The following is a 23,937-nucleotide window of genomic DNA, read 5'->3' as shown; positions in this document are numbered from 1 at the left end:
CTTGCGATTCGATCTCATGACACACCCTCCTGGTCCGTTAGGATATATGGTGTGTCCTCAAAAGTGAAGATAGCTCAAAATGCGCCGTCTTCTCTCTCATCCCGTTTCCCCTAAGTCATCACGAATCAACTCCGGCCACAACGCGAATCCCCCCACCTTCTGCTCTTTAGCCCACTGTCATAGGCTTATCGGACACCAAGAAAAGAGTATATCTAGAGCCAGCTAGTCCTCAACGCCTTATTAAGTAAATGCATAAAAGCCTTTGGCCACGGAGACAATCTGAGGAAATCTGTGGAAATCTGAGAGAAGCAAAACAAGGACTCAGGGAGAATTGGTTGGTGCAGGGGATAGAGGGTTAGACATCTGGGCGTTTGACGGGGATCGCCCAAGTCATGCAGATCCTGTGCGGCCCGCAACTCAAGCCCAAGGTAGTCGAGGATCCGCATAGTGGGTTGGGTCGTGGGGGTAACGGGTACTCTCCTAGTTGGGAACAGACTTAGGTTACCTGCAGCACCTAAGTCTGTTCCCGTTCGTACGTCTACTTGTTCATGATGAGAAGCGCTGCACTGCCCATTTCCTTTTCGTCGTCAGCGACCGGCGCTTTGAAGCGATCGGTTGTGTATCTCAGCTTCGCTTTGACGGTGTACAAACCCGGGGCCAAGGCGGGATCCCAGTTCAGCAACCGTGCTTCACCGGCTCGAACCGGAGCTTCATGCACACCCTGCGCGTCAGCCCGTGTCTGCGCATATCCCTCGTAACCGGAGAGCTTTTTGTCCTGCTCCAGGAATGCCTTGTCATCGGGGCGTGCACTGAAATTGGGCGCAAAGAGCCAATCTTTCCGTGCCCTGCTTACTCCCTGCCGGTCCAGCACATCCACCGAGAGATAGACGCCGCGCGCATTGGGGCCGGTAGGGACGGAATGTCCGGCGCCGATGTTGGTCACGCTGAAAGATAGGTTAGCCTTCTCCTTCTCGCGCTGGATGATCGAGAGGCTCAGCGATCCGCCCAGGCGCTGCGTGGAGTGGCCACCAGTCCAGAGGTGCCGCCCTACGGCTACCGGTGCACCGCTTGAATCCTCGGCAACTTTGCGCAAGGTACGAGGCATGTGGCAATCCTGACACTCTTGCGCACCGAGCCCCGGCTTCTTGAAATCGTCGCGCCACTCCAGATAGGTCTGGTACTGCCCACCAACGATCCTGGTGTCCTTGGTGTCGACGTGACAGTGAGCACAGACCGCGGAGGTCCGCAGAGCAGGCTCGACAACGGATGCATGGGGTGCATTTCCCGTTTTGTGAATGCCCCGTACCTTCCCCTCGGGCGTCAGGTGGCAGGTGGCGCACGTGATCGAGATCTCCCCCGCATTCACCGCGTTGGGCAGCTGTTTCCCGACCTCGTTCTTGCCGGGGATGTTGAACGAGCCGGCAAAATGGCAGGAACGGCACCATTCCACATCGCCGCCGGAAGCAAGCGGCGTGAACTTCGAGGTGGCATGGGCCGTCGCCGCGGAAGAAACCGCCGCGGGTATCGAGCGATTGGCGGAGTGATTATCACTGCCAACGCCCAGGGCATACTCCTCAAAAAGCGCCTGGTGGCACTCTCCGCACGTCTCCGACGGCGTTGCAGCTCCCTTGGGGAAGGTGACCGATTCCGCAAGGGCACTGGTTGCAAAAGACATGAGCATAATAAACAGCGTACCCACAAGCTTCATACTTCTTTTCATTGATTACCTCTCGATGCTTTTTCTGTTTTTCCCGGCAGCGCTTTTGCCGGCCTGACATCAGTGAGGCGATCATATGATGTATCTGCAGCCACTCACAGTCACAGTTTTTGTTTTTTTTATGGTAGCAGATCGGATAGTATGCGACTATGCAGAGACGGCTGGTGCATGGCTTGGCAGGCAGGTCCATCAAGAGCAGCCAAAGTTGGAGACGACGGGGGCAGCATGTTCATCCTGAATAGTAGTGATCCGGTACCGTTGTACAAGCAACTTTACCATCAGATCAGAGAGCAGATCCTGTCGGGAAAACTCCCTGCCGAAACAAGGCTCCCTTCGGTGAGACAGATGGCCACCGAGCTTTCTGCCAGTTGTAACACGGTCGATGGTGCCTACCAGGAGCTTTTCGCCGAAGGGTACATCTACAGCAGGCCGCGTAGCGGCTATTTCGTGTCGGCACTCGACCAGGAAGTGGCTCCGCACGCCCTAGCCGGAAGACCATGCAAGAACGAGTATCCGCCCGCGGCATCCCGGTTTATCTATGATTTTCATCCCGCCCGCCTCGATCCGGAAAGTTTCCCCCGCGAACTCTGGCGCAAATGCTTGATAGAAGGTGTTCGCCGCGACAGCCATGAGCTCAGCCACTATGGCGACCTCCAGGGAGACTGGCATTTACGCCGATTGATCCAGGGCTATCTGGAAAAATCACGCGGCGTCATCTGCGGCCCGGATCAGATCATTGTCAGTGCAGGGCTGCACCAGAGCCTCGAGATCGTCGCGCACCTGCTGCAGGAGGATCATGCACTGATAGCGGTCGAGGATCCCGGCTACCACCTGCCCCGCGCCGTCTTCCAGAACCACGCCTACGCGGTCGGCCCCGTCCCCGTCGGGCAGGCCGGGATCGACCTGGACCGGCTCAGGGCCGGCAGCGCCACCATCGCCTACGTCACACCTTCGCATCAGTTGCCCCTGGGTTACGTGATGCCGGTGGCCAACCGGTTGGCATTGATAGAATGGGCGGATTCCGGCGGCAGGTACATCATCGAAGACGACTACGACAGCGAGCTGCGTTACCAGGGGAACCCCATCCCCTCCTTGCAGGGGCTGCGCCCGACCGGCAACATCATCTATTCGGGGACCTTCTCCAAGATCTTCTCCCCGGCACTCCGTTTGAGCTACCTGGTACTCCCCTACTCCTTACTGGCAAGATACCGCCAACTCTACAGAGGCTATAACTCCTCCGTCTCACTGATCGAACAAAGAGCCATGGCAGCGTTCATGGAGCAGGGGCACTGGGAGCGGCACATCCGGCGCATGCGCACCGTCTACAAAAAGAAGCACGACACGCTGCTGCGGTCGGTGGCAACCAGCTTTGGCAGCCGGGCCGTCGTCATCGGCCAAGGTGCCGGGCTCCATGTCGTCATCACGTTGCCCGAAGCATCCTGCAGCGAAGCGGAGATTATAGAAAGAGCCCGGCAAAAAGGCATCCGTTTGATCCCGTTTTCCGACTTCCACACTACCGGCCAATCCGAGAGCGTGACCCTGATGCTCGGCTTCGGCGGAATGACCGGCAGCGAGATCGAGCAGGGCATTGCCTTGCTCGCTGAAATCTGCTGAGCGGCGGGTGGCAAGGCAGTCAAACCATTAGCCACGGAGAGGATCTGAGGGAATCTGGGGTAACGGCCGGGCCCGATTCTCAGACATCAAGCTGCTGGTTGGGCTGCGGCCGCCTAAGTGTCTCGGTGAGACACTTAGGCTAAAACGCGGGAACGGTTGGGGCTACTTGTTTCTAGGATGCAGCTGATACGTTATCCAGTGATCTTTCAGGCTCTGTTCCACGAACGCGATCGTAGCGTCCTGACAACGGCCGCAGACATGGATCGTGTCGAACATCACGTTTCATTGTTCTCCAGTTCCTGGTTTCGGTCCCTTAAAAGGCATCGGATTTCAATGGCGCACATGCCCCCTGCACGTACTGATAGCCCGGCAGAGGTATCCGGTACTGGTTGTTTTCGAAATCCCATGTCCCGACCGGAGAGCTTGACATGATCCCTCCATTGTTACCGGTACAACTGCCAGTGGTTCCCAGAAACGCCGTATCCTTCACCTGGCACCGACAGCTTAGCGGCCTCTCCGGGTCGGACGGGCCCTGGATTTCCGTGCACGGCGCGCCGTCGCAGACGGCCCAATTCAAATCCCCGCTGTAGCCGGGTGCGCTTTGATCGCAAGCGACCGGCTTCACCTTCAAAATATCGCACCACCCGCGATAGGAAAAAGTAGAGACCCAGTCATACCTGACGTTGTCCACCTCGTACAGTCCGTCCCTGATGGCCTTGCAGACAGGGGCCTCGTCCGTATCGCAACGGTGCCTCGTGGTGCACTGGGCGAGTGTCAGGTGTTTCACCGCGGCATCCTGGATATTCGATGTTTCGACGATATGAGGTTCGTTCACCCTCATGCAGTCGCAATAAGCCTTGTCGCCGTTCATTTTGCAGTCGGGGGATGCAGTACAGAGGGCGTGCCATCCGGTACACACGACAAATGCCTGGGGCTCGTTGCGTTGCGGTACGTTCTGAGCGTAGGCGTTGGCGCAGATGAAACCGGCCATCGCCAGGAACGCGAGCGATTTGAGCACTACACTTCCAATCCTTTTCATTGTTCCACCTCCTGCGAGATGCGCCGTTATCGCTCTTTCATGCAGGCATGCCAGCCGCCGTGCATGAAGGTCGCTTTATCGCACCAGACGGCGACCGGATAGTACTCGCCCATCGCGTCCTGGGAGCATGGCCCCTTTTCATCCAGAACGCTTCGCTCGGGAAGGCTCTTGAAATCCAAATCGAACGCGCAGCGGGCCCATGCCTCCTTGACCGCATAGTGAAAATCTGCCGATACCAGCGTGTTGCGCAAAACCACGAACTTGGGATACCGCTCGTCACCATACGGCAGCCAGTTGATGTTGGGGCTTAACCAATCCGGGCGCTGCCGATCGTCCGATATGACGATCGTATAATAGCCCCCTTCGAGACGTGTCGTCAGATCGGTTGCGCAACCAACGAGCGAAAGCGGCACGGCGAAGTCCTGCTCACAAAGGGCCCAGTAGCGCATGTCGACGCTCCGGAAGCCCCGCGAAGGCTCCCAGATCGGCGCGCCATTGAACGTGTCGGGCACCCCAGGCGCCTTGCCGTGTATGACGATGATCCGCCCCGGCTGGTATTCGTCACCCGGCCACATCATCATGTATTTGCCGTCCGGATTGGGCCACAGGATCGACGGCGGGTTTGCCGGTGAAGCGAACCAGAGCCGATCGCCGGACGGCGTGCCTTCTTCGACCTTCGGGTCGAAGTTCAGCGGGAAGAGCAGTTGGGCCAAGGCACTGATCTCGCCCCACTTGTTGACCGTCGGGCAGGTGTCCAACTGCCTGCCGGCCCCGGTCACGTCCGTCAGCGTTATGGTGGGGAGCGGCACCCCGCCCATCAGGGCTTTGCCGGTTAAGGACGGATCGGCGTTCGGTACGTACATGCGCAGGACCACCCAAACAAGGTCCGAGGAAACCTTGATGGTATTCCCCGGGCTAGTGTCGGAGCGCGAGATCACGACAGTATAGGTGCCGCTGCGGCCGCCCGGCGGGACGAACGGGTTGCTGCTGCCCGGATCCGGGGTGATCTGGGCATCGTACAGATTATGCTCTACGAGATGGAATCCCTGGTTGGTGTTGTGTTCCGCGTCGTAACCGAGAGTCTCGTAAGCGGTGATGGCAAAATACCGGATTTTGGGATAGGTGCCCTTGATGGTCATCTTTTCGTACCGCGTGTCGAAGGGCATGATCCAGTAACGGGCCGCACCGTCGGGGCCCTGCACGTTACCGGAGCCTTCGGGCGAGAATACCAGCGGCCACCCACAGCCTCGAGCGTTGAACTCCACGGCGCGTGCGTCACCGGGATTCATCAGGAACGCGAGCGCGATGAGGCAGCCGAACGTACCGATCCAGGTAGATACTTTCATCGTTTCCTCCCTTGCCGGCCGGAAGTCGAAACCGGCCTGGCCCCAGTCCGTTGTGCCTGCGCAGTCGCCTTAGGGACGCGGCGAAAACTTGATGATGCGGTCGTAAAGCATCTCCTGCGTGGCGGCTCCCACCTTGGTCGCAGGTTCAAGGTACATGCGGAAGTACACCCCCAGGATCGTGTTGTCATCGAGTTTCACGCGCTCGCAGGGGGCGGACAACGGCACGCAGCCGGCTTCGTTGCCGCAGTTGCGCGACGCCTTGTACACGTACATCAGGTCGGCATCGGGGTCCCCGGCGCGGAGGTAGCCGCTGGCCGAGCCTACCGGAAGATCGTCGTCGAAAAATCCGCCTAAAAACGCATTCCATTTCGGATGCGGGCCGTCCTCTTCCAAGTATCCGGTCGCGTAAAAATTGACGTTCATGTACGTCGTTTTCCGGGTGGTGACGTGATTGGCGCCATAAATCACGAGATACTCGTCGTCGGCCAAGGTGATAATGTCATTGAGATTGGATTGCGGCATCATCCAACCAGCATCGAGAACAAATCCATCCCGGGTGCCACCATCTGCCCATGTTTTGCGTTGCAGGTTGTCATAGTCCTCGTAACAGGCTACCGCGGTGAGAAAGTCGGTAGCATACATGCCGGGATTGGCAGCGATGATGCCTGCGCGGAGCTCCGCCAGCTTGTTCATCAGGCGCATCTCGCTTTCTCCCGTTCCGCGGACACGCAAAGGGGGCATCGGGAAGGGTTTGGCGCTTGCCTGCGCGCCTGGCGTCACCCGGAAGAGATGGAGCTTCTCCGGCGAGCCCTCGATGTAACGCGTGCCGGCCACCGGATCTTCAAACTTCGCCGTGCGCAAGGTGATCTGGAAGTCATCGGCGGTGTCGCCGTGTCCGAGGTTCAGCATCGACGCGGGGAGCACCATGGTATTGAAGATCGCCTCCGGGTAGCCGGCGCGCCTGAGCGCCGCACGAATGGCGGCATCCGTCCCCTGGTCCGGGGTCAAAATCAGCACAAAGGAAGTGTTAAAAGGGGTAGGTCCGGCGGTCTTGATGGTGGCGTTATTGACGGCGTCTCCCACGGTGCCGAAGATGTCCGTTTTTTTCAGACTTCCTTCCTTGTCCGGGTAGAACCTGCTGTAGATATGTGCGTAGAAGGCGAAGTATTTTGCCGGTGGCGGCGTCTGGCCTATCAGCACGACCGCTTCGTCATGCCGGACTTTGAATTTTTGTGTCAGCACCGGCACCTCTCCCGGTTTCACGGCCTCTTTCGGGACACTTGGGATGAGGTAGAGACCCGAGTTCGACAACACGGCGTCCGGGAGGTTGTCGGCGCAGAATTCCCCCAGCGGGTTATAGACCGTCGCAACGCCGGGGGTCACCGCAAAGCCATTTTGCTTGAGCGTTTCTTGGAAGGTAACCAGGGCCCGCCCCGGTGCCTCTTTCGAGAACGCACAAGGCGCCGGCAGCAACAAAGCTGCCACCATCAAGGATAAGAATATTTTTATCTTCATACCCGTTCCTCCTTCCTTTGGTCACTGAATGTGCTTGCCTCTCCTTTTTTTCCGGCGCTCTGCCGGATTTCACGGCGTTTTTCCTGCGGCATCTGACGATCTGCTATTCACCATTCAGCGAATATTCAACCGCGGCCTCAGAATGTATTTGCGTCGTGTCGAAAACCGGAATGGAAACATCCTCCTGTTTGATAAGCAACGGAATCTCCGTGCAGCCTAAAACGACCCCTTCCGCACCGTCTTCTTTCCTGAGGCGATCGATGATTTTCTTGAATCCCTCCCTGGATTCCCGCTGCACCTTATTGGCGCACAGCTCGTCGAAAATCACGGTATTGATGTAATCCCGCTCTTTCTTGCTGGGTATGACGACCTTGATCCCGTACTTCGTGAGACGGTCTCGATAAAAGGGTTGTTCCATCGTGTAGGTTGTGCCAAGCAGGGCGACGGTACGCACCCCTTTTTTGGCGACCGCTTTTCCCGTGGCGTCGGCAATATGGAGAACGGGCAGCCCGACTTGCTGTTCGACGGTGCCCGCAAGCGAATTGAGCGTGTTGGACGCGATGACGATGAAATCCGCGCCGCCTCGTTTCAGCCGTTGGGCGGCATCGACGATGGTTTTCGTCATCAAGGTCCAGTCCCCTTTATCGGCCATTTTTTCCTGCTTGGAAAATTCGCCGAACTCGATGGAGTACATCAGCAACTGCGCGGAACTCACACCACCCAACCGGTCGCGGACCTGTTCGTTCATGATGCGATAGTATTCTATCGATGACGCCCAACTGACCCCTCCTACGATGCCGATGGTTTTGATGGGACGTTTTTCCGAAGCGGTTGCAGCGGGTGTATTTTGTTTTTCGCTTCCGTTTTTCTGTACATCTTGCGCGTAAGCTGTGGAAAATCCGCTGGCGATCATCATCAGAAAAACCAGGAAAGAGCAACAGCGCGTCAAGGTGATTTTCATAGCTGCCTCCTTTTCCGGCCCATGCCGGGCCAATCATCCTGTCCCTTTTCTCGATCATCTGCACAGCATCTCGGGCACCTCACTTCAGATAAAGCGGCATCAGCGTGAACTTGCCGTCCAGTCTGTCGGGCACATCACGCAAGGGTTGCCAGGCCCACGGCGACTCGCTCCAGATGAACGGCTTCCCCTGCACATGGGGAGTACCGTAGAGCATCCAGAAACCGCTGCTCGTGGCTGAAGCATCGAGGACGCCTGCCAACGCCATAAAAGAACGCACCATTTCCGTCGACCCCACCTTGGCGTCGAGCGCCCCGTCCGGAATCTGCTTGGGATAGTCGGTCACCCCATACCCCAGGTCCCAGCGCCCGAAGACGGATAGGGGGTTGTTCGGATCGGTATAGGTGATGACGTTTCGTGCCGTCTGCAGATTCGTCACCCCGGGCAACCATCTGTTGAACTGCACCCGCCGCTCGGGGCGATTGTCGGTGGATTGGAGATCCTCCCGCACCTGCAGCGAGGCCGGGTAATTGATCCCCATCAGGTAGTCGGGGGTGACCATCTCCGCGTCGTAATCGGTTGAGCAAACGCCGCCGTCCGTCGAGCGGCTCGTGACCGCGTAGGGGCCGCCGGTCGAGCGGTAGTAAACGAAGCAGCGGTAGGACATCTCCACCAGCCCGGTCTCGCCGGTGTTGGCGTCCGCCAGCATGTAACCGTTCAGGTAGCTGCCGGTGTTGTCGAGGGAGATGGCGTCGAAGAACGCGGTGATGGAATCCGAAAACTGCTCCGCAAGGGCCGCCCGCCAGAAGATCCAGAGCCCCAGAGGCTTGACCTGGCTGCGGGACATCCGATGGGTTGTCTCGTTGAACATGAGCCCCTTGTTGTTATAGCCGAAATCGGTGGTCGAGCCGATCAGGCCGGGGGTCGCCGCGTTGAAGGTGATCATGTCGTTGTTGACGACCAGGGTCTGCGCCATCGACTGGGAAAGAAACCCCGACCAGGTGTTGTGGGTGAGGATTATCTCGCCCCCCGCGCGTTTCAGGAAGGCGGAGCACCGGTCCGGGAAAGCGCCCGTTCTCGTTCCCCCCGGAGGGAGGTCCAGGAAAGAGATCACGTCCATCAGGTCGCAGAAGGCGTTCACGAAGTAGACGTCCATGAAGGTAGGGGCGGCGGTCTCATAGCCTATGAGAAGCTCCGACGCCTGAAAGTAGTTGCCGTCGGGGAGCCAGTTGCCGGAAAAGTCGAGGCCGGCCGGCTCCTCGAAAGTGGCGCCGTGGTAGATGCCGAGCATCCGGAAGAGAAGCCTCTTCAGCCGGTGGGCCGTATCCGCATCGGTCGCCGGGTCTTCGAGGTACTGCAAGAAGGCGGCGTAGTTGGCGTTCAGCAGATCGCCAGCCTTTTCCAGCTCCGCCTGCGCGGGACCGTGCTGCTTCGGAAACGTGTGGTCAGGGTTGATCAGGTAGGCGTTGTCCCAGCAGTTGTCCCGGGCCGAGACGATCATCGTCCCCTGCAACTTCCCCTGGATGAATCCGGCCCGGTACTCCGCCTTCAGGTCGTTGGCGTCCCTCGACACCACCGTGAGGTTGACGATGTTGTTGATGGTCCGGATCGCGCCCGAGGCGCTCGCGTCCAGCGCGTAGGTCGTGGGTGCGGGCTCTCTCCCCGGCGCCAGGAATGACTTGCCGGGGGTGAATTCCCCGGCGGCTGCCGTTGTGGAGACACCAAGGACAGCGGCCCATAGCAGAAGGATGTACCGTCCGACGTCCATGATGGTTCCTCCTTTCCGACCTCCGTTTTCAGGTCCGTTTTTTGACATCCGCTGCCGCGCTCGAAGACCCTACCTACTTGATGAGCGCTTCCAGAGTGGCTATCGAGTTACCGATCAGCGGGTCTATCAGCGCCTGCGATGGACAGGTAATGATCCAGTCCGGCGTAGAACCCGATCCTTGCGTGTCGGGTGTGCCTCTGAGAGCGCATCCGTCTGTTTTGTCCAGTATCGAGTTGAGTTGATCCAAGGCGCTTTGATATTCAGCCGTCCTGCGCACCGGCTTCGTGGACTCTTCCGCCGCCTTGATGCTTGCGATGACCGCATCAAACTTGTTCAGGAGGGCTTTTCTCCTGTTTTCCTCTACTTTGGTGTTGGCCCCATCCATGTCGCTTGTCGCCACCCGAACCGGATCGGCGACGATGCTCTGGATAATCTGAATCTGTTGTATTGCAGCAGCAGGTGTGGGCGGCGGATTACCTGCACCGTAGCCGACCGTTGTCATGTAAATGTCCCAGTTGCCGTTCCTGGAGTCCATGTAAACGATGCGCCCGCCGGAACTTCTTGGAAACAGTTGCTCTCCGACAACATTTGTCACTCTGAACTCAGCGGGATAGAGCGTGTTGTAGAGGTAAATGTTCCAGTGGTAAGTGTCATATGTCCACCCTTGATAAACGATGTAATAAACCCCGCTGTAGAGCTCGGAGATGTGCGGCGATTGATGAGGCACGTGGTCGGTCCAGTACACTGGGGCTGTCGTATTCCAAGTGGCACCGGTTGCCACATCTTTCATGTAAACATCACGGTCATTGCCCCACATGAAGTCGTTAGGAGGAGACCACCGATAACTATTCAACACATCCCAGACGATATGACTGCCGCTGATTGCTGGAAGCTGCGGATTTCGACTCCCCTTTTGACATCCAAGATCGGGATCGCAGGAGTATTGCCATATCTTGGTTTCGCTTCCACCGGCGAGGTCAACATAGTACACGTTGCCATCCTTGATGTAGGCTATGCGGTTGCCGGAGATCGCTGGAGATGTATTTGCCCCTGATGCTGTCACCCGTGTTTCAGTGTTTGCCAGCAGATCATAGAGGTAGATGTCCCAGTTGCCGTTCCTATTGTCCTGCCACACTATTTTGGTACCGTCTATTGCAGGAAATTCCTGACTAGCCGCACTCGTGGTTATCTGGGTCTCCGTTTTTGTTGTCAGGTCATACAGGTAGATGTCCCAGTTGCCGTTTCTGTCATCCTGATAAACGATTTTATCGCCGGAAATTCTCGGAGTGGTTTGATTTGCCGTATTCGTGGTTATGCGATTTTCCGGATAACCGTACTTCATCAGGTAGATGTCCCAATTGCCGTTTCTATTGTCCTGATACACTATGAGGTCACCGGAGATATCAGGATTTTCCTGGGATGCAGGGTCTGAGGTTAATTGCTCCTCCATGAACAAGATTTCGGCCATTGCAGGTACGGATGAAAATGCACCGAGTCCAAGGAGAATAACGGCAGTCCTCGCCAACATGATCTTCAAGGAGCGCGTGTTAAGTATCTGCTTCTCCATTTTGTCGCCTCTGATTGTTTTCATTTCGATCTCCCCTTTAGCCGCGTACCAGGCTTAATATGCTTTTCATCCCCCCCCCGGGTGTCCCTGGTTTAAGGCCCGCCTCTTCCCGGCTCCTTATTTCTTCTGCCGCCCCCCTTGGGGTAAAGATAGGGTAATCCCGTGATCCTTCAGGCTCTTGCCTACGTACAGGACGGCAGCCTCGATCTCTGCCTTGTAGTCGTCACAGATCCCCATGGCACTGAACATTGCCGTTTTGAGGATGTCGACGGGGACGGAGAACCCGAGCTCGGAGAGCACCCCGGTAAGCTGCACGGCGAGCAGTTGCACCGCAACCGGTTCGGGCTGGGAGATGGCCTGTCCCAGGAAGATCATGTCCTTTCGGTGCCCTTTCTCGGCAGCGGTCAACGCAGCGGCTGCGGTCAACTCAGCGGCTGCGGTCGAGGAGCCGCTGCCGAAGCAGTAGGCCGCGTAATCCTCTGCAAAGGCCTTCACGAACAGGGGCTGGAACCCCTTCGTGTCGCTACGGGCCGCTGCGGCCAAGCGCCGGCCGAGCAGAGGGGCCACTTCGTTCCCGAGCCTTATGTCTATCGCTTCTTCCACGATCGCGTGGGCGGTCAGCAGCGCCATGTCGGGGTCCATGCCGAGACCGGCGAATGCCTTGCCGAAAGTCTGCTCCGGGTCGGCGGGGTTTACCGGAGCGTTCAGCAGTAGCCTCGCCTTCACGATGATGTACCCGTCGTTCTCCCCGCATGTCTGGCAGGAGGTATGGGCTACGTGATCGCCCCCCCATTGCTGGTTGTGGCTTACGAACCCGAAAGCAAGGGGCTCTTCGTTTTTTGTCTCCGCTGCGTCCCAGACCTTCAGGAAGGTGTCGGCGTAAGTACCCTGGGTCTGATCCCCTATCCAGCCGGGGCACAAGTCCGGGTCGAACACGAAGTTGTACATGTCCGGCGCGACGCTCCCCCACATCTCTTTCAGGTCGTCATGCCCCGCATGGCTACCCAGCCGGTCGACAATGTAGGCATGGGTCGCCTGGTTCCAAGAAAATGCCACTGTCGGCATCACGAGGAACAGGCAGCACAACAATCCCAATGCCATGAGAGGTTTATTAGCACCCTTTCTTTTCATCTCGCTATTCCTCCGTGGTCATCCCCCCTCAGCCGATCATGAGTGCGGCACCCGGCGGCGAAAACATCGATTGACCGGCCGAAGGGATCTGCATGGACCAATGTCCTTGGCTATTTCTTGAAGTGGATCGCACGGTCCCACAATATTTCGAACCAGTACGGCCCGACACCCGTCTCAGGTTCGACATAGGCACGAAAACCCAGGAACAGGTCATCATCCAGGCTACCCCTTGGGCAACAATCCCCGAACGGGCAATTCCCTACCGGGATCTGCCTGACCTCCAAGCATTCCGTCGCAGGAAGTCCGCCACAATCGCGTGCCACTTTTAAGGCATAGAGCTGTTTGGACATCGCCTGATATTTGCCGAGATCGTAACGATCTGCAGTGCCGATGATTTCCCGGCTGTTTTTCCCCGCAAGCCCCAATTCCATCGCCGCATGGTACAAGGTGAAGTTGGAGTACGTCGCTTTCCCGGTAGCTTCATGGTTCACTCCGAATACCACCAGGAAATCTTCAGGGCTGCTGCCAAGCTTGAAATCGGCCGTTTTCAGGTACACGGTATCCCTGCACTCGCCGATGAGGTTCGTCCCTCTTTGGAAACCGTCCAGCCATTCAAGCAGCCAAATACCGCTTTGGAGTTTCTCGGCCTGATACCCGGGGTTAGCCGTAACAATTGCCGATTCCAGACGGTCAAGGGCAGGCATAAGATCGGTTTCCGTTTTCCCTGTCCCCCGCACCAGCATTTGCGGTGCGGGGTAAGGGTCCAGCTTTGCGGGCTTCTCCGGATAGGTCACGTACAACACGCTGGCCCACTGGCTTGAGGTATTCATGTAGTTGTCGAGGTCGTCCTGGTTGCCAGGCAGATACATCCTTTGGACGAAAATCAGGGTGTCGGCCTTTTCATCCTTACCCAGCTTCACGACGGATGAGGGAACCACCATGGTGTTCATGATCGATTGCGGAAACCCCGCTCGCATCGCCTCGTGGAGAACGCTCGCGTTGGTGCCCTGGTCCGCGGTCATGACGACGATTACGTCTTTGTCGAAAGGATGTTTCTTATCAACCGTGTTGATCCGGGAGTGGTTTATGGTGTCTCCGATACTTGAGAAAATTTCCTTTCTGTCTTTGCCCTCTCCGTCGTAACGGCTGTAAACGAAACCCGTGTAGCTGAAGTAAGCAACGGGCGGGGGCGTCTTTCCAATAAAGATCACCGCATCGTAAGGCTCAAGCTGCATTTCCCGCCCCACCCGCACCCCCTCATACGGCTCGCTTATCACCTGGTATGGCGCCGCGGCATTGTTGCCGAACGCCGTGTCGGTGAGTCCGTTGCATACCCAGCAAGCGAGGTTAACGGGTCCGAAGGCATCTGCCCAACGGGTAACTTTAAATCCTTGTTGCTCCAATTGCTTCTGGAATACATCGACTCTTTTGTCGATTACATGGAATTTCCCATCACCCTGTGCAAAGGCGGGATTTGCAGCCACCAATCCTGCAAGCATTATTGCGAACAGCATTATTTTCGCCTTCATGTCGGTTCTCCTGTTTTTCTGAGCGCCCCTCACTGCGCCGGACGCATCCCCTTTGTGCCATCGAACTGGATGGAAAACGGGGTGAGAACCTTCAACGGGTCCGGTCCGCGCGTTGAACCGGGGGTCATGTAGTTCCGCTGCAAGATTTTGATGGTGCCACCGGCAGGAACGAGCTGCCTCGGGACTTCCTCACAGAAAGGATAGAGCCCGGTGCAGTCACGCGCGTAATAGTAGACGTAGAATTTTTTGTACAACTGCGGATCTGACAGTGCGCCCTTAAACTTCTCCGCACTCTCTTCGAGAACCGGGTCGTCACTGTTCAGTACGCCGACGAGTTGCGGGAACCAGTTGACCGCAAGGCTCGTGTAGGTGGCATTGCCGGTTTTGGTGCCCAGCGTCCCGACCACCGCGATCACCTGCCCGTCATCGAGCGGGTAGGTTCCGGCACTGATCTGGGGCTCGTCATCCATGTTGTCGCCCAGGCAGTTCATCGGGCCGCGCGGCAGCGTGATGTTTTCCGCCGGGTCTGTGGGGGGAGGACCGTCATATCCCAAACAGTGCTGGCCGACGAGGTCGACCCAGCCGGTGAGGCTCTTGAACTGGGCTGCCGGCGCGTCCCGCCGCGGCCCGACACCGTCCTGGCGCCAGTAGCTCTTGACCGCCGCCACGAGGCTATTGAGATCGCCCTGCAAGGCCGACTCGTCGAAGTTCCAGCTCTTCGCCTCGTATTGCTGAATCTTGTAAGGCTTCTGAGCCTGGCCGCCGTTCGGTTCCCGGACCCGGAGTATCGTCAGTGGCAGCTCCTCGCGCCACTTCTCACCCAAAACGGTGTCGTTCGGCATCGAGTAGCGAATGTACGTGATGAAATCGTCCGCCTCCGGGCCATATCCCAAACGAAGCAATTGCGGTTTGGCCGCGTCGTCCGGGTCAACGAAGCCGGCCGGCTCCGTGAAAACCAAGCTCTTGTCGACCCCGGCTTTCTGGAGCGCCTCGGTCATCGCCGTGGCCATCTGCTCGTCGGCCGTGATGACGAAATAACGGGGCTCTCCCCAGCCCCCGGCACTCTGGTTGTCGATCACGACGTTGTTGATGGTGTCGCCGAAGCTCGCGATCAGCATCATGCGGGCGGGATCGGGCGACGCACCGAAGATGATGTACAGCAGATCCAGTGTTGAGGGTGTATCCAGCTTCGCATACACCGGGTCACTCTTGTTGAGCTCGGTCTGCCGGGTAAAGACGTTCGTCCCCATGCCGAAGTAGCGGGCCGGCGGGGGCATCTGGGCAAGAATCACCAACGCTTCCCTTTCACCCAGCCGGTAGTTTGCCGCCATCCCCCTTTGCCCTTGAACGAGCGCATGCTGCAGGCTGCGGTCGACGAATTCGTCCTTCCACGGGGGGACGATGGCCAGCACGTACGGAGCGGTCGGATTATTGCCGTAGCAGAAGCCGACCGACTGCAGCGGCAACTTGCAGTCATCGGCTCCCCACAGCCTCCAGTACCCCCGCGCCACCTCGTACCCCTCCTGCAAGACCGCGCCCTGGAAATTCTGCACCGTCATCTCGAGGGACGCCGGCAACCGGTTCGCCTTGCTGAGCGGGTCCGTCGCAGCGCCTTGGCTGCCGGAGACGGCAATGAGCAGCGTGAAAATACATAGCCAAAACACATTCTTCGCACTCATCGGTATCCTCCTTTGCCGCAGAGGCGTCCGGAGCCATGTTGGGACGCCCCTGCCGTTGAGAAGCGCGGCTGATCTCCAGCCCCAAGTGCTGCCGTGTCACGGTCTGTATCGTGGCACCGCTGACGCTGCCCTGCGGTGCGGGTGCTGAAACAGCGACATTCACGGCCGCGAAAACTTGATCATCCGGTGATAGACAACCTCGGTGAATGCCGGCCCGACGCTCGTCGCCGGCTCGAGATAGGAACGGGTGCCGAAGGCCAACGGCGTGTTTGCCCGGTCGGCCGCGTGCTCGGGGCCGTCGAGCTGCAATCTCGCGCAATCGCCGCTCGACATTTGCAGGCAGAAAGCCTCGTCGCCGCACTGCCACGAGGCCTTGTAGGCGAACATCGAAGCAGCGGCGGGATCGCCGGCGTCAAGATACGCATCGGCGCTGTGCGCAAAGTCGGTATCGAAGACGCTGCCTATCGCCAGCTGCGACGGCTTCGCATAGGCATTCAGGTTCATGTACGCGGCTTTGCCGGTGGCGGTGTGGTTGACGCCGTACACGACCAGGAATTCGTCGTCGGTCAACCTGATATCGTAGCGGTCGGGAAATGATTCTGCGCCGGCACCGACGTAGATCGTGTCGCGGCAATCGAGAAAGGCGCGCTTCATCTGCTGGATGAAGTCGTAACCGTCGTAGCTGCCCGGCGCCGACGTGTATTCGGCGGCCACGACGTAACCCATTTCGGTGTACTTGCCGATCACGCGGTCGCGGATCTCGTCAAGTTTCCCCATCAGGCTCATTTCCGTTTTTCCGGTTCCGCGGACGCGCAGCTCCGGGGCCGGGAATGGGACGAGGCTTGCCGCCGAGAATGTCTTCGGCGTCACCCGGAAGACCGATATCGGCGAACTGGCCGTGTTCAAACTGGCGAGATAGGCGAGACCCGCGGCTTCGCCGGCCGCGCCGTTCAGCCACTTCGCGTTTCGCCCAAGGAGCATGAGTACGTCGTGCCCTGGTCCGATTCCCAGGTTCACCAACGAGACGGGGATGACGATGGTATTGAGGATTGACGCGGGATAACCCGCCTTCAGAAGCGCCGAGCGAACGCGCGCATCAGTGCCCCGATCGGGAGTGAAAATCAGCACCATCGGCGCGTTGTACGGTCCGGGGCCAAGGGTCTTGATGGTCGCGACGTTCACGGTATCCCCCAGGCTGGACCCCACGTCCAGACAGTGCGGGTCTCCCCCGCATCCCTGGATCGCCGCGGTAAGGAGTTCGGCAGGCACGGGCTGGGCGTAAAACTTATTGGTAACGAAAGGCTGGTAGGAGAAGTAGGTCTCGGGCGGCGGCGTCACGCCGATCATGACCATCGCCTCATCGGGACGGAGTTGAAAGGCATAAGGAATCACGGTGGTATCGCCAGGAAGATGTGGAACCGCTGCGGTCAGATACGGTGCCCCCTTGTTGTTGTATTTGGCGCTGGAGGTCACGCTGTCACAGTACTGCTGCCACATGTCGAGGGACATGCTCTGGCCTGGCCGGACGTCGAATCCGTCCTGATCGAGCGCGTTTCGAAAGCTCGCCAGTGCACGGAGGTCGTGTCCGGTTTGTTGGGCGGACGCACATGGTAGCAGCGACAACAGTGCAAACGAGATTGCGAGGAGCAGTAATTTTGCCTTCATAACCGTTTCTCCTTTCCTGTTTTCGGTCATTTCGCCTGGCTCTCCCGGGGGCTCGGGTGATCCGCCTCGTAGTGCGCCTTGCCTGCATGGCATCCTGACGCCCTGCCATGCCGGCAGCCCCTGCGTTGTCGTTACGCTCGGTACCGGCACAAAAAAAGGCCGAGCATGCTAGGGGAAATTTCCCTTGGCAGCTCGGCCATCTTCGAACGAAGATCCGCCGCTTTCCGTCCCCTCCTCGCGAAGGGGTTGGCCTTTCAGGATGAAGTTAGGTTTTTGGTATTTTTTCCCACGGCCGCCCCGAGTAAGGGCAGCCAAGGTTTGCTTAACTTTGGGCCTTGCTCACTCATCGACCTGATCAGTTACTTCACTTTCGGTCCGATTTTTTTGCGGCTGAGCCCTTTGGAGGGCTAATGATAAAGGATACCCCGCGCTGTTAATTTTTCAAGGCGATGCGCAGTTTTTTTGGGGCACCACCCTTGCCGACGGTTCCAGTTACTGGTTGTCGCAAAAAAGCGGGACGCTCGCGCCCAGCCCGTGGACGACACTGGTGAAGGCGTTGCGGTTCTCCAGCTTGTCCGCACCGAAGCGCTCTTCGAAGAGGCGCCGGATCATCGGGATCCGGGAGGTGCCACCGGTGAGGAATACGGTGTCGATCTGATCGCTGCGAACTCCGGACTTGCTGATCACCTCGTCTATGCAGGCGGAGATCCGGCTTAGATTCTCCTGGTTGATACGCTCGAACTCCTCCCTGCTTATCCCTTCTTCGATGCTCAGTTCCCGCTCCCGGAAGGTAATCTGCGTTGTGTCTTGCTGCGACAGCTCGCACTTGGCCTTCTCGATGCACTGAAACAGGAAGAAACCGTAGTTGTCGCTGATGAGGTGCTCCAGGTTTTCGATGGCCCGTTTGTCCGTGGCAGCATTCTTGATAAGCCGGATCTGCTCCCTGGTCTTTCTCGCCCGTAGGAGCGGTATCCGGTGCCACTGGCACAGGGTGTAGATGATGCTGTGCGGGATGTCGAAGAGCTCGTCCTTCCCCATCCCCTTGTATTTGACGCCGCGGCCGAAATACTTGGCCACCTTATCCCACATGATCTGCGAGTCGAATTTGTCGCCGGCGGTATAGACGCCTCCGATGGAGAGGACATCGGCGCGCCGGTCGGCCCGGGCGAAGTCTCCCCCTTTCACCCTGATCACAGTGAAGTCCGAGGTCCCGCCGCCGAAGTCGCCTATGAACACCAACTTCTCAGCCCCGGCAGGGAGCGTCTCTTCGTACGCGAGGGCGGCGGCAACGGGCTCGAACTGGAAATGAATGTGACGGAAGCCAGCCTTACGCGCCGCCTGCTCCAACCGCTGCTGGGCCAGGGCATCCTTCTCGGCATCCTCGGAGAAAACGACGGGGCGGCCGAGGACCACGGAGTCTACCGGGAAGCCGACGTGCGCCTCCCCCTTGGCCTTGATCCTCCTCAGGATGATGGCGACCAGGTCATCGATGCCGTACTTCTTGCCGAACACCTCGGTCCCTTCGAAACTCCTGTTGGGGAGAAAGGTCTTGATGGACTGCATAAATCGCCCCGCCGCCCCCTCGTTGACGTAGTGACTGATCGCCTCCTGGCCTGCGAAGATCTCGTCATCCTCGTTGAAGTACAGGACCGAGCGCATCAGCGAAGGGTTGGCGCCGGACTCGTCGATGTCGACGACTTCGACCTTGCCGTCTCGGTAGATGGAAAGGGCGGAATTGGTGGTCCCAAAATCGATGCCGAAAACTACCTTCATGCGTGCTCCCGAAAAACAGCAAAGGCGGGATCCGAGGACCCCGCCCTTAGAAATAAACAGGTGGATGTTGTAGCAGAAAGGTGCGGATGGTGGCAAGTTGTAAACGGCCAAAACCTATTTACCACGCTTGCCGGCCCTAGCGCTTCAGCGCGCAGGCTCGGAGAAGATCTGAGGACATCAGAGAGATGCCAAAAGAGAGCACGACGGGAGGAGGAAATTAGCTCGATTCGATCGCTGGCGTAACGGGTATGCCTTCCAAGTAGAGGGTGTCAGCACTTAAGTCGGCATCGTTGTCCCACGCCACGAAGTAGCCGCCGTTACGGGCGGTTTTGAAGATAGCGACATCTTCCAGGTCCTTGAACGCTTCACTTTGCAGCAACGGCCTCACGTCGTATCTACGCACTTCCCCGTCGGCAAAACTGACGTCAAGGGTCCAGTCATCATTCGTATGGATCCAGTTGATTCTTCTCATTCACTCAAGTCCTTTTATCTTGAAAACAGTTTCACCTTCTACAGCTAATTGCCAGTCGGCCAGCAGTTCGTCTTTGTGGATTTCCATCCAAGCTTCGACGAGCTTTCGTTTTGGGGGAGGAAGCCATCCATCAAGAATGCTGCCGTCCTCAATTGCGAAAACAGCAACGTCACCTTGGAACTCCGCGTGGAGGTGGGGAAGGTGGTGTTGCTGATAGTCCCGGTAGAACATTCTGATGATGATCCCGAAGAACATGGAAATTGTCGGCATACACCCAACCTCCTGGCCCAAGGATACATGCTGCCGATCAACAGACAGCCCAAAGCTAACGCATCTTCCGGAACTTTGCAAGATACCCCGCAATATTACCTCCAACGTAGGGCAATGAGGCCATGGTTGCTAATGTTCCCGTCGCGTGGCAACCTTCCCTTCGTCCCGAGAGGGATCAACATGGGACAGCGGGGCAGCAAGACTACCGGCAAAAGAGGGGCAAGATGATAGATCTCTGGCTGGGAAATTCAGGGGCGGAGGTTATGCGATTGCAGAGTCTTCTTAACAGGCGCCTGCCCTACCTCCAGGCACTCAAGACAGACGGCATATTAGGTCCCAAAACAGAAGCTGCTGTCCGAGAATTCCAATCATCAGCCGGAATATTAATAGACGGGGTGGTTGGCGTGAAAACATGGGCGGCTCTGGATCGTGGAGTCACCACTGCATCTGAAGTCAGCCCCCTACCTTTTCATGATGCCCCTTGGCTCAAAATAGCTGCTGGTGAAGTCGGACAAAAAGAGTTTCCTCGCTCACCAGCTAACCCTAGAATCATAACATATCATAGCGCGACATCGCTCCGAGCGATAAGCGATGAGGTGGCTTGGTGTTCCGCCTTTGTCAACTGGTGTCTCAGACAGGCCGGCATAGCAGGGACCAATTCAGCCGCCGCAACAAGCTGGCTGCACTGAGGGCTGATGACATGCCCAAAGCCTGGCGCTATTACAGTTGTCAGAAAAGATACCGGGGAAAACCACGTTTCGTTCTATATCACCGAGACAAGAGACTATTACAAGTTGCTGGGTGGAAACCAAGGAGACCAAGTTAGGATCTCGAATTACTACAAGTCACACTGGGTTGCGCAGGGGCACCGCTGGCCTAAGCCCCGACATATCTAGGAGGATTCATGCTTGGACGTATAGCGGTCGTGGCCTTTTGGCTTACACTTGCCCTTGCGACGAGTGCAGAAGCGAAGAGCGATGCACAGGATTTTTGGAGCAGATTCAGGCAGGCAGTATTAAGCGGAGAAAGTGACAGTGTGGCAGCGATGACAAAGTTGCCACTGTGGGTGCGCGGGCCTGATGACAGCGATCGTGTAGTGTATTATGGCAGGCAAGACTTTAAGACAGTTCTTAAACGACTTCTCAATCAAGAAGTTTCCATCTTGAAGGGCGGTAAAGTAATTTCGAGAACGATGCTTGAAGTGATTAAGGAAAAGAAGAATTTAAGTTCTAAAGACCTGCAGGTGCCGGATAGCCTGTCAGTTGAGCTTTTTTATTTCCAGAAAGTCGGTGGAAGATGGGTCTTTACCCGGGGTTACCTTGAAGATGGCTCCGAGTGAGGAGTGAGGAGTGAGGAGTGAGCACTAGATAAACGATTGCCATCACGTGAGGACAAGAAAAAAGGCGTAGCCAGTTTGGCTACGCCTTTTGATTTCTTTGGAGCGGGAAACGGGATTCGAAGGCCTATCTAGAGTAGGGGATTTAAAACCTGACCGTTAATTCTAATATATTACCACTTGTTACCTGAACTGCCAGTGTGTCTAAAGTCCACCACGGTACAGGTAAGTTCAGGAGGAACCGTCTCTCTTAGCAACAATTGGGGTACAGATCCCACAACTTCATTTAAGGAAATCAGTTAGTCAAAATACCTTTTAATTGTGTATTTTATACTTGTGTTTGTGGCATTATGAATTTCGATGATAGCACCTTTATATGATGCTATTTTCCCTTCCTTCAGATCAACTTGAAAATCTCTTGTAAATGCTTGCCTAGCCATGCCATTAGCAAACTCACTGTATGTAAATTTTAACGTATCTCCACTTTTACCAGAATACTCTATGATTTGCTGCAGATCATCTAGTTTATATACAAAGTAAGCACCATGGTTCAACTCTTCGTCCCTTATATCATCTTTGCAGGCAAGATTAAATCCCATTGACAATACACAAGCTCTTATTAAACCATTACTGTTTCGCGTAAATATGACAGGCTCAGTAACTGAATAATTTGAAGATCCTGTAACGTTTGAGTAATTTGCAGTATATATTGTATCATCTGCAGTCATCCTACATATCAATTCACCTTCTTTTATATGCCCATAGGTGAATAGTTTATTTCCAGTATAAGAAAAAGAAGGTTTCACACATTCTTTAAAAGCGCCTTTACGTTGTACCATCATTTTATTTCCAAGATTGACCTCTGCAAGTTCTCCTTCTTTCGGAACATTATCAACAAATTCTTGGTACATTTGCTTAGAGCCAAAGTCTCTCATGCTGAAAACTTCGTATTGCTGAGGTGCTCTACAACCTTGCATCAATAGGCTCAAGAAAAAAAATGACCAAATGAACGAAACTCTCATAATTCCCCCCTATAATGGTGAAATAAGACATAACACAGAAACATCAGTTATTAACTTAGTACCTCCGCGTGCACATGATCAGCTATTTAAATGACCCTCCGCATTTCTTTAACTTTTGTTAAAACAACTATCCCCATAGAACAAAAGAGGTTCACTTCCTGATCATGCCTTCACCATTTCAATCCGGTCAGGGGCAGATGTGTCAAGGTTAGTAATTTCGAAGTGAATGCCAGTCTGTCCTATAATTCTGACCCGTTGGGTCGGATACCATAGACAAGTCTTGGAAATATCGCCCATATTGACAAGTTGCCACTTCGAGCCGTCAGCCGTAATAACGAGAGTACCGTCTTTCTTAACTTTTATAATTGTGGTTTCCACTACTCCCCCTTCAACAAGACAGTTCAAAAGTTCAACCGTTTTAATATTTGTTCTCGACTTCAGCCACCCTAGGCTCCCAAATACCTTCTTCTGTTTATAGCTGAAATCTGGTAGGTTGTCATCACAGCGCATCAATTAAAAATCACCCAAAACGAGGTAAGGATAAACGTGCTGGCAATTCGCAAGTGGGCACAAGACAAGCCTTTTCTCATAGCTCTTTTTGCTCCACAGCTCGTAACGGCTGCAAGGGACATGCATCTGGCCTTCCGCTACATCAGAGAACGGCGAGTGTTCAACCATCAATACCCTGTACCACATCTCCCAACCTGGTTTACCATGTACCGTTCCCACCGCAGGCCACTTAAATTCACGCGTGCCCTTTTTTCAGATTTTTCAAGCTTCGGTGAAGAAGGTGTTGAATTTGGAGATGCCATATTCGAAGGAGTCCGATTGTTCAATAGTGGCAAGCTCGATCCGTCTGAATTAATCCCCACTGTCGAAGATATTAAACAGATACTCCCCCTGTTGCAATCCACCCTTTCCACATCCTTCCAGGAAATCGAAGAAGACCTCTCAAATACCCCTCTTGATCCGTCGGTGAAGGATGCAGCATTGCAACTGTTCGCTAACATGGAGTTGGAAGGCAGCTTCTTCATGCTAGTGCTGGTCCCCTGCTGGCTGCTTTATCGGGATCACCCAACCAGGCTTTATCGTAAGGCGCGGTTGGGCGATTTAAAAGCCCTGGAGAAGCTCCTTCGCCTTGACCCTCTTGTGCTCCATGATCAGTCGATAGGAAGCCGAATCCAAGCCCTTCGTTTCACCAACAAAACAGCAGCATACCAAAATCTGCTGGAAGCCCCACTGAAGCGTCCAAAGGCCAAGATCACCCGCAAGAAAATGAAATATGCAATCGCCGGTTTAATCTCAGGCATTGCCACCATAATAAATAAACCGCTTACCGAACCAGAAATCCGTGCTCTGTTTGACGCCGTCACCCTAGACGCTGACGGCTCCCCCATCGACACCGACATAGCCGACAGCCCCGAAGCATTCGCTAAGGCAATTAACAGGGACCGCGCATTTTGGCTGAGGGCGTTCCTGCCGGACAAAAAAAACTAAAAGTACTGTCCGAGTACTTTCTTCGACCTCGTGGAACCC

At 56.1% G+C, this 23,937-nt stretch carries 19 protein-coding genes and 1 riboswitch; of the genes, 4 read left to right on the top strand and 15 right to left on the bottom strand.

Going from position 1 to position 23,937, the window contains the following annotated elements; translation table 11 throughout:
* Positions 1-538 precede the first annotated feature (538 nt).
* The gene (locus JFN90_RS06490) at positions 539-1,720 is read right to left on the bottom strand and encodes a hypothetical protein (RefSeq protein WP_199394286.1); all 1,182 of its coding nucleotides are present in this window, start codon (positions 1,718-1,720) and stop codon (positions 539-541) included.
* Between the two features lie 222 nt (positions 1,721-1,942).
* On the opposite strand from JFN90_RS06490, the gene pdxR reads away from it, so the two are divergent.
* On the top strand, positions 1,943-3,331 hold the full coding sequence (pdxR, locus tag JFN90_RS06485; RefSeq protein WP_199394285.1) for a MocR-like pyridoxine biosynthesis transcription factor PdxR: 1,389 nt from the start codon (positions 1,943-1,945) through the stop codon (positions 3,329-3,331).
* A gap of 313 nt (positions 3,332-3,644) precedes the next feature.
* Here the strand turns inward: pdxR and JFN90_RS06480 are convergent, their stop codons facing one another.
* The 13 genes from JFN90_RS06480 to JFN90_RS06420 all read right to left on the bottom strand — a co-directional run bounded on the left by JFN90_RS06480 (position 3,645) and on the right by JFN90_RS06420 (position 20,043).
* A complete protein-coding gene (locus JFN90_RS06480; RefSeq protein ID WP_199394284.1) occupies positions 3,645-4,370 on the bottom strand; it encodes a hypothetical protein in 726 nt (241 codons plus the stop codon).
* A gap of 26 nt (positions 4,371-4,396) precedes the next feature.
* Positions 4,397-5,716, bottom strand: coding sequence for a hypothetical protein (locus JFN90_RS06475; protein WP_199394283.1), 1,320 nt, complete (start codon positions 5,714-5,716; stop codon positions 4,397-4,399).
* Between the two features lie 69 nt (positions 5,717-5,785).
* The gene (locus tag JFN90_RS06470; RefSeq protein WP_199394282.1) at positions 5,786-7,231 is read right to left on the bottom strand and encodes a hypothetical protein; all 1,446 of its coding nucleotides are present in this window, start codon (positions 7,229-7,231) and stop codon (positions 5,786-5,788) included.
* A 103-nt stretch (positions 7,232-7,334) separates the two neighbouring features.
* The gene (locus tag JFN90_RS06465) at positions 7,335-8,192 is read right to left on the bottom strand and encodes an aspartate/glutamate racemase family protein (RefSeq protein WP_199394281.1); all 858 of its coding nucleotides are present in this window, start codon (positions 8,190-8,192) and stop codon (positions 7,335-7,337) included.
* Positions 8,193-8,271: 79 nt separating this feature from the next.
* On the bottom strand, positions 8,272-9,957 hold the full coding sequence (locus tag JFN90_RS06460; RefSeq protein WP_199394280.1) for a phospholipase B family protein: 1,686 nt from the start codon (positions 9,955-9,957) through the stop codon (positions 8,272-8,274).
* Between the two features lie 73 nt (positions 9,958-10,030).
* Positions 10,031-11,548, bottom strand: coding sequence for a PD40 domain-containing protein (locus tag JFN90_RS06455; RefSeq protein WP_199394279.1), 1,518 nt, complete (start codon positions 11,546-11,548; stop codon positions 10,031-10,033).
* A 93-nt stretch (positions 11,549-11,641) separates the two neighbouring features.
* Entirely contained in the window at positions 11,642-12,655 is a 1,014-nt protein-coding gene (locus JFN90_RS06450) for a hypothetical protein (protein ID WP_199394278.1), read from the bottom strand.
* Between the two features lie 110 nt (positions 12,656-12,765).
* Positions 12,766-14,184 (bottom strand): hypothetical protein, encoded by a 1,419-nt coding sequence (locus JFN90_RS06445; protein WP_199394277.1) that lies wholly within the window; start codon positions 14,182-14,184, stop codon positions 12,766-12,768.
* Between the two features lie 29 nt (positions 14,185-14,213).
* Complete coding sequence (locus JFN90_RS06440) at positions 14,214-15,863, bottom strand: hypothetical protein (RefSeq protein ID WP_199394276.1); 1,650 nt, start codon at positions 15,861-15,863, stop codon at positions 14,214-14,216.
* A gap of 159 nt (positions 15,864-16,022) precedes the next feature.
* Positions 16,023-17,528 carry a hypothetical protein gene (locus tag JFN90_RS06435; protein WP_199394275.1) on the bottom strand — a complete coding sequence of 502 codons (1,506 nt, stop codon included), beginning with the start codon at positions 17,526-17,528 and terminating at the stop codon, positions 16,023-16,025.
* Between the two features lie 183 nt (positions 17,529-17,711).
* Positions 17,712-17,789, bottom strand: a riboswitch (cyclic di-GMP riboswitch).
* A 231-nt stretch (positions 17,790-18,020) separates the two neighbouring features.
* Complete coding sequence (locus JFN90_RS06430; RefSeq protein WP_199394274.1) at positions 18,021-19,301, bottom strand: Hsp70 family protein; 1,281 nt, start codon at positions 19,299-19,301, stop codon at positions 18,021-18,023.
* A gap of 217 nt (positions 19,302-19,518) precedes the next feature.
* Positions 19,519-19,773, bottom strand: coding sequence for a DUF2442 domain-containing protein (locus JFN90_RS06425; RefSeq protein ID WP_199394273.1), 255 nt, complete (start codon positions 19,771-19,773; stop codon positions 19,519-19,521).
* The gene (locus JFN90_RS06420; protein WP_199394272.1) at positions 19,774-20,043 is read right to left on the bottom strand and encodes a DUF4160 domain-containing protein; all 270 of its coding nucleotides are present in this window, start codon (positions 20,041-20,043) and stop codon (positions 19,774-19,776) included.
* Positions 20,044-20,165: 122 nt separating this feature from the next.
* Between JFN90_RS06420 and JFN90_RS22610 the strand changes: the two genes are divergently transcribed.
* Together JFN90_RS22610 and JFN90_RS06410 are read left to right on the top strand one after the other, a co-directional pair.
* Entirely contained in the window at positions 20,166-20,732 is a 567-nt protein-coding gene (locus JFN90_RS22610; RefSeq protein ID WP_407931918.1) for an NlpC/P60 family protein, read from the top strand.
* A 215-nt stretch (positions 20,733-20,947) separates the two neighbouring features.
* Positions 20,948-21,382 carry a hypothetical protein gene (locus JFN90_RS06410; protein ID WP_199394270.1) on the top strand — a complete coding sequence of 145 codons (435 nt, stop codon included), beginning with the start codon at positions 20,948-20,950 and terminating at the stop codon, positions 21,380-21,382.
* A 296-nt stretch (positions 21,383-21,678) separates the two neighbouring features.
* On the opposite strand, the gene JFN90_RS06405 is transcribed toward JFN90_RS06410, so the two are convergent.
* Positions 21,679-22,401 carry a hypothetical protein gene (locus JFN90_RS06405; protein ID WP_199394269.1) on the bottom strand — a complete coding sequence of 241 codons (723 nt, stop codon included), beginning with the start codon at positions 22,399-22,401 and terminating at the stop codon, positions 21,679-21,681.
* 546 nt (positions 22,402-22,947) lie between these two features.
* On the opposite strand from JFN90_RS06405, the gene JFN90_RS06400 reads away from it, so the two are divergent.
* Positions 22,948-23,898: a hypothetical protein gene (locus JFN90_RS06400; protein WP_199394268.1), complete on the top strand. Its 951-nt coding sequence runs from the start codon at positions 22,948-22,950 to the stop codon at positions 23,896-23,898.
* Positions 23,899-23,937: the final 39 nt, after the last annotated feature.

It is taken from the genome of Geomonas propionica, from assembly GCF_016458235.1.
Taxonomy (GTDB): Bacteria; Desulfobacterota; Desulfuromonadia; order Geobacterales; family Geobacteraceae; genus Geomonas; species Geomonas propionica.
Note: the sequence above shows the minus strand (reverse complement) of the source record. Positions and strands in the feature narration are given on the sequence as shown.

Coding starts and splice junctions, on each gene's coding strand:
- JFN90_RS06490 (WP_199394286.1), bottom strand. CDS start 1,720: ATGAAAAGAAGTATGAAGCTTGTGGGTACGCTGTTTATTATGCTCATG.
- pdxR (WP_199394285.1), top strand. CDS start 1,943: ATGTTCATCCTGAATAGTAGTGATCCGGTACCGTTGTACAAGCAACTT.
- JFN90_RS06480 (WP_199394284.1), bottom strand. CDS start 4,370: ATGAAAAGGATTGGAAGTGTAGTGCTCAAATCGCTCGCGTTCCTGGCG.
- JFN90_RS06475 (WP_199394283.1), bottom strand. CDS start 5,716: ATGAAAGTATCTACCTGGATCGGTACGTTCGGCTGCCTCATCGCGCTC.
- JFN90_RS06470 (WP_199394282.1), bottom strand. CDS start 7,231: ATGAAGATAAAAATATTCTTATCCTTGATGGTGGCAGCTTTGTTGCTG.
- JFN90_RS06465 (WP_199394281.1), bottom strand. CDS start 8,192: ATGAAAATCACCTTGACGCGCTGTTGCTCTTTCCTGGTTTTTCTGATG.
- JFN90_RS06460 (WP_199394280.1), bottom strand. CDS start 9,957: ATGGACGTCGGACGGTACATCCTTCTGCTATGGGCCGCTGTCCTTGGT.
- JFN90_RS06455 (WP_199394279.1), bottom strand. CDS start 11,548: ATGAAAACAATCAGAGGCGACAAAATGGAGAAGCAGATACTTAACACG.
- JFN90_RS06450 (WP_199394278.1), bottom strand. CDS start 12,655: ATGAAAAGAAAGGGTGCTAATAAACCTCTCATGGCATTGGGATTGTTG.
- JFN90_RS06445 (WP_199394277.1), bottom strand. CDS start 14,184: ATGAAGGCGAAAATAATGCTGTTCGCAATAATGCTTGCAGGATTGGTG.
- JFN90_RS06440 (WP_199394276.1), bottom strand. CDS start 15,863: ATGAGTGCGAAGAATGTGTTTTGGCTATGTATTTTCACGCTGCTCATT.
- JFN90_RS06435 (WP_199394275.1), bottom strand. CDS start 17,528: ATGAAGGCAAAATTACTGCTCCTCGCAATCTCGTTTGCACTGTTGTCG.
- JFN90_RS06430 (WP_199394274.1), bottom strand. CDS start 19,301: ATGAAGGTAGTTTTCGGCATCGATTTTGGGACCACCAATTCCGCCCTT.
- JFN90_RS06425 (WP_199394273.1), bottom strand. CDS start 19,773: ATGAGAAGAATCAACTGGATCCATACGAATGATGACTGGACCCTTGAC.
- JFN90_RS06420 (WP_199394272.1), bottom strand. CDS start 20,043: ATGCCGACAATTTCCATGTTCTTCGGGATCATCATCAGAATGTTCTAC.
- JFN90_RS22610 (WP_407931918.1), top strand. CDS start 20,166: ATGGTTGCTAATGTTCCCGTCGCGTGGCAACCTTCCCTTCGTCCCGAG.
- JFN90_RS06410 (WP_199394270.1), top strand. CDS start 20,948: ATGCTTGGACGTATAGCGGTCGTGGCCTTTTGGCTTACACTTGCCCTT.
- JFN90_RS06405 (WP_199394269.1), bottom strand. CDS start 22,401: ATGAGAGTTTCGTTCATTTGGTCATTTTTTTTCTTGAGCCTATTGATG.